Source organism: Serinibacter arcticus (genome assembly GCF_004786095.1).
Lineage (GTDB): Bacteria > Actinomycetota > Actinomycetes > Actinomycetales > Beutenbergiaceae > Litorihabitans > Litorihabitans arcticus.
The window spans coordinates 273,700-285,964 of the sequence record NZ_RHPJ01000002.1 but is presented as its reverse complement, the minus strand read 5'-3'; the positions used below and the strand labels follow the sequence as shown (position 1 = coordinate 285,964).

7 protein-coding genes are annotated in these 12,265 nt (G+C 67.7%); all 7 read right to left on the bottom strand.

Annotated elements, in window-relative coordinates; all coding sequences use genetic code 11:
• Positions 1-561 precede the first annotated feature (561 nt).
• The 7 genes from SERN_RS15735 to nrdF all read right to left on the bottom strand — a co-directional run bounded on the left by SERN_RS15735 (position 562) and on the right by nrdF (position 12,237).
• Positions 562-4,008, bottom strand: coding sequence for a bacterial Ig-like domain-containing protein (locus SERN_RS15735; protein WP_135849238.1), 3,447 nt, complete (start codon positions 4,006-4,008; stop codon positions 562-564).
• An 85-nt stretch (positions 4,009-4,093) separates the two neighbouring features.
• On the bottom strand, positions 4,094-5,440 hold the full coding sequence (locus tag SERN_RS06060; RefSeq protein ID WP_135849237.1) for an ABC transporter substrate-binding protein: 1,347 nt from the start codon (positions 5,438-5,440) through the stop codon (positions 4,094-4,096).
• Between the two features lie 87 nt (positions 5,441-5,527).
• Positions 5,528-6,496 (bottom strand): carbohydrate ABC transporter permease, encoded by a 969-nt coding sequence (locus tag SERN_RS06055; RefSeq protein WP_135849236.1) that lies wholly within the window; start codon positions 6,494-6,496, stop codon positions 5,528-5,530.
• An 11-nt stretch (positions 6,497-6,507) separates the two neighbouring features.
• Positions 6,508-7,446, bottom strand: coding sequence for a carbohydrate ABC transporter permease (locus tag SERN_RS06050; protein ID WP_332888462.1), 939 nt, complete (start codon positions 7,444-7,446; stop codon positions 6,508-6,510).
• Positions 7,443-9,521, bottom strand: coding sequence for an alpha-galactosidase (locus tag SERN_RS06045; RefSeq protein WP_135849788.1), 2,079 nt, complete (start codon positions 9,519-9,521; stop codon positions 7,443-7,445). The genes SERN_RS06050 and SERN_RS06045 overlap by 4 nt, the downstream gene beginning before the upstream one ends.
• Before the next feature lie 269 nt (positions 9,522-9,790).
• Complete coding sequence (locus SERN_RS06040; protein WP_135849235.1) at positions 9,791-10,804, bottom strand: LacI family DNA-binding transcriptional regulator; 1,014 nt, start codon at positions 10,802-10,804, stop codon at positions 9,791-9,793.
• Positions 10,805-11,262: 458 nt separating this feature from the next.
• Positions 11,263-12,237, bottom strand: a complete 975-nt coding sequence (gene nrdF / locus SERN_RS06035; RefSeq protein ID WP_135849234.1) for a class 1b ribonucleoside-diphosphate reductase subunit beta — start codon at positions 12,235-12,237, stop codon at positions 11,263-11,265.
• Positions 12,238-12,265: the final 28 nt, after the last annotated feature.

Sequence of the window (12,265 nt, the reverse complement as noted above, 5' to 3'; positions counted from 1 at the left end):
CGTCCCGCGCCCTCGCTGTGCCCGAACGGCCGGTTGAGGCGTTCGCTGTGCGGGAGCGGTCGCCTCGAGCCCGCCGCAGCGATCAACGGTGCACAGCGAACCCCACCACCCGGGCGCGCTCCGTCGGCGTGGTGTCGGCGACCGGCGACCGGCGACCGGCAGATCCCCTCACTCGGGGACGACGACGACGGCGCCGCCCACCCGAGGTGAGCTGTGAGACGACAGGCAAAGTGTCCTTGACCTTTGTTGCGGTTCCGCGCCCCCAAAGATCGTCTCCGGGACCGGTGGCGCCAGTTCTTGGACAACCTGCTTGGCAACGTCTGCGCCGGACGCTGCTCGAGTGCGGCGGACCATCGTCAGCAGATCACCCGTCCCGATGCACGCGCTTCTGGGTGGCCAACTGGCAATTTTTGCCCTCACGCTGCCGCCCTCTGGACACGAGCAGCTGCCATGTCTCCGGCGGGCACCTTTCGGGGGGTGGCGTCCAGCGAGGGGTGACGCAAGGACGACGGGGGCGTCACCTTGCGGTGACACCCCCGTCGTCGCTGGTGCTGTGCTCGATCAGCTCAGCTGGTCCTCGTAGCCCTGGTACCTGAACAGGAACGCGGCCATGGCGTCGCGGTTGACGGGTCCGAGCGGCTGGTACTGCGCCGTCCCGTCGTTCCCCTGGAAGCCGGTGGAGATCCCTGCCTCACCCATCCACGCGATCTCTGTGTAGAACTGGGTGCTCGGCGTGACATCCGTGAACGGCGACGTCTCGGGGAGCGTGATAGCAGGCTCGTCCGCGTACCGGTAGAGGAAGGCGGCCATCGCATCGCGCGCGATCGGCGCGAGCGGTCGGAACTCCGCCCCCCTCGCCGTGGACCATCCTGTGGTGATCTCCTGCTCGGCCAGCCAGGTGATCTCACGGTAGAACTGGTCCCCGGGCGCCACGTCGACGAACGGCGAGGTCTCAGGCTCCTCGAAGGCCGGCGAGCCCGCGAGACGATAGATGAACGCCGCCATCGCGTCACGCGCGATGGGCGTGACCGGCCTGAACTCTTGGCCGGCCGGGGTGGTCCATCCGGTGCTGATGCCGCGGGCAGCCAGCCAGTTGATCTCCAGCGCGAACTGGTTGTCATCGGCGACGTCGACGAACCGGTCGCGCACGACGACGGTAAACGTCGCCTCGCGCGTGGTGTTCTCGGCAGTCAGCGCGAGGGTCACCACCTGCTCGCCGAGCACGTCGGGGTTGTAGCCCGAGACGGTGAGCTCGTCCCACGGCACGGTGTCGATGCTGCCGTCGGTGTAGGTCGCCTCGACGACCAGGCCGGAGAGGTCGAGCGGCGTGCCGAGCACGTAGCCCGTGGTCGTCGGGGGCGTCGCGACCTCAAGAGTCTGAAGGTCGACGTTCGCTGTGACGTCGTTGCTGACGTCCACGACGAGTGGCGCGAGCTCCAACCAGTCGATGTTCGGCGCGCTGCCGGTCGCGTTGGAGAGCGTCAGCCCGCCGTCGACCGTGGTGAGGTCGACACCGACGGTGTGCGACCAGAAGCCCTTCCAGGAGTAGTTGTGACGGAAGGCCCCGCGGGTCCCTTCGTCACCGCCGACCTCGGTGATGTCCAGGAAGCGCGTGATGACGTCGGTGTTGTAGTCGTGACCGGTGTTCTTCTCGGCGTTGGCGTAGCGCACCACGAGGTTGTACTGACCGGCGCCGAAGCCCTCGGGTCGGGCCAGCACGGCGGTGTTGGCCGGGCCGTCACCGATCCAGCCCAGCTGAGTGCCGGAGACGTTGGTGGGGGCAGGAACCTGCTCGGCGCGGACGGCGCCGGTGGTGGTGACGTTCGAGGTGTCCTCAGCCTCGGTGAAGAAGACGGCCTCGTCGGCCTCCTCCGCGCGGGTGACCGTCGCTGATGCCAGCTTGATCGTGTCGGGCGTCGAGACCGCCAGCTCGTTGATGCCCTTGGCGAGGTGGACGGTGGCCGTGGAGGTCCACGTGCCGTCGCCCTCGGCCGCGAGGCCCTCGATCGCACGGCCGTTGACGAGCAGGTCGATGGCTGCGGCCTCCTCCGACCGGTAGGTCAGCGTCACGTCGTAGTAGCCCGTGTCGCGGCCCGCGGCGTAGAAGGTCGCGCTGTCGCCGGCATCCAGGCCGACGTAGCCCGCGGTGCGGCTTCCGGCGAAGGAGACCTCGCCGCCGTCGATCCGTGCGAGGTGAGCGGGGTAGGTGGTCGAATCGGGCTCGTCAGCCAGCTCGAGGTCGAACTTGTCCAGCGAGATGTCGGATCCGGGAAGCAGGCTCGTGCCGTTCTGGCTCGTGCGGAGCGAGAGCGAGCGCGTGCCGGCCTCGAGGTCGACGAGTGCCTCTGCCCGGCTGCGGTAGCCCCAGGAGAAACCTGCCTCGTAGTCGACGTACTCGGCGAAGACGCCGTCCACGAAGAGCGCGTGGCGGCCAGGGCCGATGTTGGGGCCGTTGACGCCTCCGACCGATCCGAAGCGGTAGGTGCCGGTCGTCGGGACGTCCAGTGTCCACGTGAGCGAGGAGGTCACACGGTTGGTTCCTCCGACGTCGCGCTGGCCGGAGGCCGCGAACTCCCAGTCGTTGCTCATGGGCTTGTCGTAGGCGGTGACGTCACGAAGGACGGTGTCCTCGGCCTCGATCGAGGCGCGCCACGTGGCATCCACGGTCGGCTGCTCCGCCAGGGCAGGGGTGATCACGAGCTGGTAGGCCGAGAGCCGGTCACCTCCGGGCACCTCCACCTGGAGCTCGCCGTCGACGACGGCGACACGCTCGGCGACGGTGACCGGCGGGGCGAGGGCCTCACCCTCCTGACCGCTCCATTCCGCCTCTCTGACCTGGACGTCGACCGTCGTTCCGAACACGGCGGGGTCGATGTTCTCGACGTCGACGCGGATGTCCTTGTTCGTGCCACCGAACAGGACCGTGGCCTGGCGCTCGTCCTCATCGAGCGCGGCGATGCCCTGCAGGGAGTCGACCTTGTTCAGCTCGGGCGGCGTCAGGGCGACTGTCTCACCGGTCAGGTCGCCGTACCACTTCAGGAGCCACCAGGCGCCGTTGGCGCTGTTGTTCTTGGCCATGTTGTCGTTGAGGTTGCCCGCGTAGGTCCAGTAGGCCGTCTGGGCGTCGACCTTGGTGTCCTCGAACATCGCCAGCCACTGGACGATCTGGCCGGGCACGGACATGTCGCGACGCATCGCGTACTCGGTGATGTTGATCGGTAGCGGATCGATGCCGATCTCGATCTCCATCTGGCGATAGGTGTTGTAGTTGTTGCGGTAGGTGCTGAGGTTGTTGATGCCGAGCTCGTGCCAGGTGAACATGTCCGGCACGACGTCGTTGGCCTTGGCGTAGGTCAGGAAGTCGCGCGTGCGGGCGGGCTGCCACCGGGAGTCACCGGGACCGGCGATCTTGGCCTCGGGGTAGACGTCCTTGATGACGGCGTACGCGGCGGACCAGTCCGCCAGGAACGTGTCCTTCATCGCGCCCCAGTTGCCGTACCAGTTGCCGCCGTCGGGCTCGTTGAACGGGACGAACATGTACTTCTCGGGGTGGTCGGACTCCTCCACGATCGCGGTGGTGACCGTGCGGACCATCTCGAGGTAGGTGTTGAAGTCGGCCGGACGGCGTCCGCCGTTGTAGGGCCAGTCGGGGTAGTAGTCCTGGATGTTGGTGAGGATGTACTCCCCGCCGTTGCGGAAGAAGGAGTCCTCGACCTCGAGCGGGTCACCGTTGGGGTGCTGCTCGCCGTAGGGCGCCTTCTGGGTGACGTTGCGGGGCAGCGCGCCGGCGATGATCGCGTCGGTCGGCACGCCCTCATCGCTCAGGCCGTAGAGCATGCCCGAGGCGCCCCCCTTGACCTCACCTGTCGAGACCGCGAGGTCGACGGTCACGACGTCGGGATCTGCCGCCTGGGCGGGGATGGCCGCCACCGTGACGGCAGTGGCCGCGGCGGCCACCGCCGCGATCAGATTTCGACCCAGGCGCGCGCCTGCGCGCATCCGGGTCATGTCTCGTTCCTGCATCGAACACTCCTTCGTGTGTCAGGCGGTGGCGGGCCGGCTGGCCCGCCACCGGTGGATCGATCGGGTGGTGTCAGTCGGCCAGCAGAGCGTTGATCTGCTCGTTGACCTGGGTCAGCGAGGACGGGTCGGCGTTGCCGAGCGCGATGTTCTCCAGCGCAGTCTTGGCCAGCGCGTTCACCTCACCGGCCTGCAGCGTGATAGGCGGCAGGAAGGTCCGGTTGTCATCCTCGAGATAGCTGAAGAAGGCCGACACGTCGACCCCGGCGGCCTCGAAGGCCGCCAGCGCCTTGTCGGAGGAGGAGGGGATGGAGGGGAAGACGATGGCCTGCTCGGCGACCAGGTCCTGGCAGTCGGTGCTGCCGAGGAACTTCACCCACTCCCAGGCGGCGTCCTGCTTGTCCGAGCCGGCATTGATGGAGTCGGCCACGCCGTTGTAGATCGAGCCGCGGGCTCCGCTCTCGCCCACGGGTCCGGGGGCGATGCCGACGTCGATGCCGTCCAGCGCCTGGAAGGAGTTCGTGGCCCAGGAGCCGTTGGTGCCCATGGCGACCTGGCCGGAGCCGATCTGGGTGAGGGTCTCCTCGGAGAAGACGCCGGAGGCCGGCGCGTAGCCCTTGTCCGCGAGCCCGTAGAACCAGCCGATGGTCTCCTGGAACTCAGGGTCGTCGAGGTTGTACTGCGTGCCCCACGGGTTGCTCTCGAGGTAGTCCCAGTCCAGGGTGCCGGTGAAGTTGGCCCACTGCATCTGGCCGGTCTCCTCGTAGTGCGGGTTGAGGCCGAGCCCGTAGACCGCGATCGAGGACGGGTCGAAGCCGGGCTCGTTGCCCCGCACGCCGTTGGTGTCCACCGTCAGTCGGGCCACGATGTCCTCGAAGGTGCCGCCGTCGCTCGGGTTCCAGTCGGCGGCCCACAGCTCCTCGGCCGTGATGCCGGCCTCCTCGAGCATGGCGGTGTTGTAGAAGAAGGCGGTGGTGTCGAAGTCCTTCGGCATGCCGTAGGTCCCGCCCTCGGGGCCCACCCACGGGTCCAGGAGGCCCTCGGCGTAGACGGAGGTGTCGACGCTGTCCCGCTCGATGAGCTCGTCGAGGTCGATGACCTGGCCCTGCTGGGCGAACTCGCCGTACTTGGACAGGTGGTCGACGAACACGTCGGGACCGGATCCGCCCACGAAGCCGGCGGTGACCTTGGTCCAGTAGTCCTCCCAGCCGAACTGCTCGATCTTGACGGTGATCTCGGGGTTGGCCTCGGTGAAGGCTGTCGCGCAGGCCTGGTAGGCCGGGACCTGGTTGGAGTCCCAGAGCCAGTAGGAGATCTCGCCGGTGGCCGAGTCGCCACCGGTGCCCGATCCGCCGCTGCCGCAGGCGGCCAGCACCAGCACCACCGAGCCCGCGAGGGCGGTCTTGAGTGACTTTCGCATTCGTGTTCCCTTTCGTTGCATCCGCTTCGATGCGCGGAGTTGAGCTGGCCGACGTCGGTTGTCGGTCAGGGCAGTTCGGGTGGTGCGCTACTTGATGCCGCTGAAACCGATCGAGTTGACGATCCGCTTGGCGAAGAATGCGTAGAGCACCAGGACGGGGAGGGCGGCCAGCAAGGTGGCGGCCATCAGGCCGGGCCAGTCGGGAGCCGACTGCGGTGACTGAGCGCGGAAGATTCCGAGCGCGAGCGTCAGTACGCGAGAGCCGTCGGTCTGGCTGACCAGCAGCGGCCAGAGATAGTCGTTCCAGGAGGTGATGTAGGTGAGGATGCCGAGCGTGGCGACCGCGGAGGAGACCATCGGCACGATGATGCTGAAGAAGGTGCGGATGCGGCTGGCGCCGTCGAGCATCGCCGCCTCTTCGATCTCGGTGCTGATCCCCATGAAGAACTGCCGCATGAAGAAGATCGCGAACGGCGTCATGAGCATGGTCGGCAGGGCGATCCCCGGGAGGGTGTCGAGCAGTCCCAGGTCACGCACCAGGAGGAAGTTGGGCAGCAGGGTGAAGATGGTCGGCACCATGAGTCCGCCGAGGAAGGCGGCGAAGATGACGTCGCGTCCGGGCCAGCGCATCCGCGCGAAGGCATACGCCGCCAGGGCCGAGAAGAGGACCTGTCCGACCGTCACCATCGTGGCCACAGCGATGGAGTTGACCAGGTAGCGGCCGAAATTCATCGCGGCGCCCGAGCCGCCTGCGGCGAGTGACTCCTGCGGTGTCGCCAGGCCGAGTGCGCGCTCGAAGCCACCCCAGCTGAAGCCCACGGGCAGCGGGTCGGCGGCGCCGCCGGGCAGGGCCGAGTTGGAGGACAGCGCGGTGCGCAGCATCCAGTAGAACGGCACCAGCGTGATCACGATCATGACGATCATGACGGTCCAGCCCACGGCCTTGCCCCAGGTGAACCGGCGCGGCCGCGGACCCGATCCGGAAGGTGCGGTGGTGGCGGGCTCGGGGTGCTCGAGGTTGTCCTGGAGGTCGGGGTCGACGGTGATGGCATTCATGAGTTTTCCCCTCACGCCATGTCGTTGGTGTTGGCCCGGGTCAGCCGGAACTGGAGGATGGAGACCGCCGCGAGCACGACCAGGAGTGCGACCGACATCGCCGAGGCGTAGCCGAAGTCGTAGCTGCGCGAGAAGGCGACCTCGTAGATGTAGTACTGGATGACGTTGGAGGCGTTGGCCGGACCGCCCTGGGTGGCGACCGAAACGGTGTCGAAGACCTGGAACGAGCCGATCACCGTGACGATGAGGACCAGGCCGAGGTAGGGCCGTAGCAGCGGGAGCGTCAACCGGCGGAACATCGTCAGCTCCGAGGCGCCGTCCATCCGACCGGCTTCGTAGAGGTTGTCAGGGATCGTCTGCAGTCCGGCGAAGATCAGCAGCGCCGTGTAGCCGAGGTGTCGCCAGACGTTGACGAACGCGATCGTCGGGATCACCAGGTCCTGGCTCCCGAAGAACATCAGCCGGTCCAGACCGAGGGTGTCGATCACGGCGTTGACGAAGCCCAGCTGGTAGTCCAGCAACATCAGGAACAGCATCGCTGCCACGACGTTCGAGACGAGGTACGGCGTCAGGAGGAGGCCGCGAATCACGAGCGACTGCGTCAATCGGTGCATCAGCACGGCCACGACGAGCGCCAGGACGGTCTGCAGTCCGATGTTGAGCAGGACGTAGTACAGGGTCACCCGGAAGGAGTCCAGGAACACCCCGTCGGCGAACATCCGCTGGTAGTTCTCCAGCCCGACCAGCTCACCGGCGTTGAACGCGGTGGTGTCGGTGAAGCTGAGGTAGATCCCCCGCAGGGTGGGCCACAGCAGGAACACTGCGTAGCCGATCGACGCGGGCGCGATGAAGAGCAGCGCGGTGGGCAGGTTGCGCCACTCCATGCGCGAGTAGCGCGATCGGCGAGCCGGTCGCACCGCGTCGCGGCGTTCCGCCGTGCCGGCGCTCACGACTGCCGCTCGACGTGCACGAGGCACGCGTGGTCGACGTCGAGCGCCGGGAGGTGAATGCCGACCTCGGACAGGACAGCACCCGGCAGGCGGACCCCCTCCCACCACCAACGGGGGTAGATGCGGTCCTCCAACTCCGACCGCGGACCGCGCGGATGGACGCCGGTCACCTGGTAGCTGGCGGCAGGGTCGAGACCGGGGAGCCTGACCCGGTCCAGCGGCCATGTCACGGTGCGCGAGAGTTGAGCCACCGAGTACAGCCCCTCCGACCGCTCCGGTGCCACGGCCCCGATCAGCATCACGGCGCCGTCCTCCAGGTCGCGCCGCACGACCGACCCGGTGTGGATGAGGTGTCGGTGCCGCTTGTACGTCGTGACCCATTCGGCGAGGTCCGCGCGCTCCTGCTCGGAGGCGGAGGCAAGGTCCCACTCGATACCGAAGTGGCCGAACAGCGCGGTCGCGGCACGGAAGTCGAGGTCGAGCTGCCGCCCCGTGGTGTGGGCGCGACCTGCCCCGACGTGGGACCCGACCAGCTCGGGGGGCAGGAGCTGTGCCGTCCACCGCTGGATGGTCTGGCGCTCGTGCGCGTCGATGCAGTCAGAGGCCCAGACGCGGTCGGTCCGCTCGATGATCTCCAGGTCGACCCGCGCGCCCCCGGAGGAGCACGACTCGATCTCGAGGCCAGGGCAGAGCGCCCGGATCTCGTCGATCAAGGCGTAAGCGGCGTGCGTCTGGGCGTGGACCCCGGCAGCGCCGGTGACGGTCGAGCCTGCGTCGACGAGGTCGCGGTTGTGGTCCCACTTGATGAAGTCGACACCGATCTCGTGGACGACGCTGACGATCTGCTGCCGCACGTGGGCCGAAGCCTCGGCAATCGCCAGGTTCAGCACCTGCTGAGACCGTGCCGCAACGGGAAGACGCCCCGGCACCTGGAGCAGCCAGTCGGGGTGGGATCTGGCCAGATCGGAGTCGGGGTTGACCATCTCGGGCTCGAACCACAGCCCGAACTCCATCCCCAGACCCTTCACATGAGAAACGAGCCTCTCGATACGACCGTCGCCCCAGACCTCCGGGGAGAACCACCAGTCCCCGAGCCCGGCGGTGTCGTCCCGGCGAGCCCCGAACCACCCGTCATCGAGCACGAAACGCTCGACGCCGACGCTCGATGCCAGGTCAGCGAGTCCGAGCAGCGTGTCGAGGTCGTGGTCGAAGTACACGGCCTCCCAGACGTTCATCACGACAGGGCGAGGACTCGAGGGGTGGTGCGGGCGGGACCGGAGGTGGCGGTGGACGACGGCGGCCGCGGTGTCCAGACCATGCCCGTGCAGCGCATAGACCCACGGCCCGCGATACGTCTCGCCGTCGGCCAGCACCACCTCGCCGGGGAGCAGGAGCTCTCCCCCCGACAGGAGCCGCTCGCCGGAGAACGCCCGCTCGGCGGCGACGACGTGGTTCCCGCTGAACGCGACGTGGACACCCCACGTCTCACCGCTCTCGAAGTCGAAGCCGGCCTCTCCAGCGGTCAGGACGGTGGCGGCGTCCGCGCCGGTGCGGCCGTGACGTCCCTCGCGGACGTGCGCCCCCACCGTGAACGGGCGCCGCTGCGGTACCCGCTCCTTCGCCCAACGACCGGCGAGGTCGAGAACCTCCGTGGCACGCGAGGGCACGGGAAGCGAGACGAGCAATGCGTTGAGCACGTAGTCGCTCGGATGCTCATTGGTCAGCGACGACCGAAGCCTGACGAGGCCGGAGCTGAGCATCTCGATCTCGACGGTGACCTCAAGGCCCGCCTCGGTGTCGATCCCGGCGACGAGTACGCGTCCCCCTTGTCCATCAGCGGCGTCAACCTGCACGTCTACCGGACGCAGCCGCGGTGACCAGCCCCGACCCGCACGGTGGCCCTGAATCGCTGGAGTCCCCGTCCAACCGCTCCCACTCTCGGGCAGTACGCCCACCAGGACGCCCGCATCGACGCCGTTCGTCGCCAGCGGCGCCACGGAGGTCTGGGCCATCGCCTCGAGATCATCGAGACCGACACGACCGAGGCCGCTTCCCCAGTGCAGGACGCGCGGCATGGCGTCCTTCGGGATCAGGAGCACGAGCTCCTCACCGGCGGCCGACAGACGAACGATCTGTGGCTCAACCCCCTCGGGTCCCACAAGGTCCGCACGGACCAGCGCTGGTGAGCTCACCACAGTTCTCGACTCCCTCGTCAACGACCGCGACGCCGCGGCCCTGCAAACGTTGGTCAGACCATAACCAGTGAGGACTGGTTTCTGCAAACGTTGGTCAGATTTGGTCGACGGAGGGGCTCAGCAACCCGTCGTGGGCGCAGCTGGGCGATTCAGAGGGGCGAAGCGGTGCTCTCGCGTACGACGAGCGACGGCTGCCCTACCCAGTCGACCGGCTTCACACCTGAGTCGAGCCACGACGTGAGCAGGGCGATCGAGCGACGACCGAGCTCGGTGAAGTCCTGCGCGACGGTGGTCAGCGGAGGCAGCCACATCTCGGCGAAGGGCTGGTCGTCGAACCCGACCACGCTCACGTCCTCCGGAACGCGCCGGCCGCCCTCGCGCAGTGCCCTGGTCACCCCGATCGCGATCTCGTCATTGCCGCACAGGACCGCCGTGACGTCGTCGAGCAGCGTCAATGCGCGCCCCGCCTCGTAGCCGGAGGACGGGTCGTACCCCGCCGCGATCATGGCGGGCACGTCCACTCCTGCCGCGCGCAACGCCTTCCTCCAGCCCCAGCTACGCCCGGAGCGGGGGCGAGTCGATGGGATCGCCACGTGATGAACCGTCCGGTGCCCCAGGCCCAGGAGGTACTCCGTGGCCAGTCGGCCACCGCTCTCGTCGTCGAGGAAGACGTGGGGTCGCGGGCCGGGCGGCCGAAGCGCACCGGCCACGGCCACGACAGGGAGGGACACTGGCAGGGCTTCAAGCGTGGCGACACCTACAGCGTCGAACTCGATCACTATCGCGCCGGCGAGCGGCTGCGAAAGAACAAGTCCAACCGCGGCGGCGATGTCGGCGGGCGCGTCCGACTCGACCACCGCGATCGTCACCGTGAACCCCGCAGCTCGCGCCGCCTCCTCCACGCCCTGAAGGGTGGCGGCGTAGCCGTAGCGAAGGGTGTTCCGAGCCAGGACGGCAATCGTTGAACGTCGTCCACTCACGAGCGTCTGCGCGGCTGCGTTCGGTCGATAACCCAGCTCCGCGACGGCGGACTCCACCTTGGCCCGAAGGTCGGGGCTGACGGGTGTACGGCCGGTCAGGGTCCGCGACACTGTCGAGACGCTGACACCGGCGATCCTCGCGACGTCGGCGAGGACAGGTGGCTGATGCGATGACTGCTCCACGTTTGCAGCCTAGGCCCGCACGACTCCCCACCGCGGCGGGTCCGGATGTCGCAGCCGCACTCCGCAGTCTCGCCTCCAGGGCTCGAATCAGCCGCCGCACGTTCTTCAGCTACTTCTCGACCGAGGCCGACGCCTTAGGGGACGACAAGAGACTGCACGCTCTACTGGTCCCGCGTGAGGAGCTGGAGGCACGCTGGGAAGGCACATTGGTCGTTCACCATGGTCCGGAGCGCCTTGCTCGACGGAAGTCGGGCCGCCATCGCTCTCGTCTCACGAGCCTTCGCGACACGGGGGAGCCAGTCGCGCACACCGACCGGCTCCCCACGAGACAAGCGCCGCCCAGGTTCTAGCCAACTCGTCGTTCACCATCCCGAGACGTTCTTCTCAATGCCGCACGATGACGCGTCTGCCAGATCGGTTGACCGATCTCAGGCGCCGCCGTCGTGCATCCTGCCGGGTCAGAAGTCCCAGTCGTCGTCCTGGGTCGTGACGGCCTTGCCGATCACGTAGGACGAGCCGGAGCCCGAGAAGAAGTCGTGGTTCTCGTCGCCACCCGGCGCCAGCGCGGCCAGGATGGCCGGGTTCACGTCGGTCTGGTCCTTCGTGAAGAGCGCGTCGTACCCGAGGTTCATCAGCGCCTTGTTGGCGTTGTAGCGCAGGAAGCTCTTGACGTCCTCGGTCAGGCCGACGCCGTCGTAGAGGTCCTCGGTGTACTGCTCCTCGTTCTCGTACAGCTCCATCAGCAGCTCGTACGTGTAGGCCTGCAGCTCGTCGCGGCGCTCCTGCGACTCCTTGGCCAGGCCCTTCTGGAACTTGTAGCCGATGTAGTACCCGTGCACGGCCTCGTCACGGATGATCAGGCGGATCACGTCGGCCGTGTTCGTCAGCTTGGCGCGGCTGGACCAGTACATCGGCAGGTAGAAGCCCGAGTAGAACAGGAACGACTCCAGCAGCGTGGAGGCGATCTTGCGCTTCAGGGGGTCGTCACCCTGGTAGTAGTTCATGACGATCTCGGCCTTGCGCTGGAGGTTGGAGTTCTCCTCCGACCAGCGGAACGCCTCGTCGATCTCCTTGGTGGAGCACAGCGTCGAGAAGATCGAGGAGTAGCTCTTGGCGTGCACCGACTCCATGAACGCGATGTTCGTGTAGACGGCCTCCTCGTGCGGCGTGATCGCGTCCGGGATGAGGCTGACGGCGCCGACCGTGCCCTGGATCGTGTCGAGCAGCGTCAGGCCGGTGAAGACGCGCATCGTCAGGAGCTTCTCCTCCTGCGTCAGCGTGCCCCACGACGGGATGTCGTTGGAGACCGGCACCTTCTCGGGGAGCCAGAAGTTCCCCACGAGGCGGTCCCAGACCTCCGCGTCCTTGTCGTCCTCGACCCGGTTCCAGTTGATGGCGTGGACCCGGCTGACCAGCTTGAGCTTGTCGATCATGTCTGTCGTTCCTCTTCGGCGGTGCGTG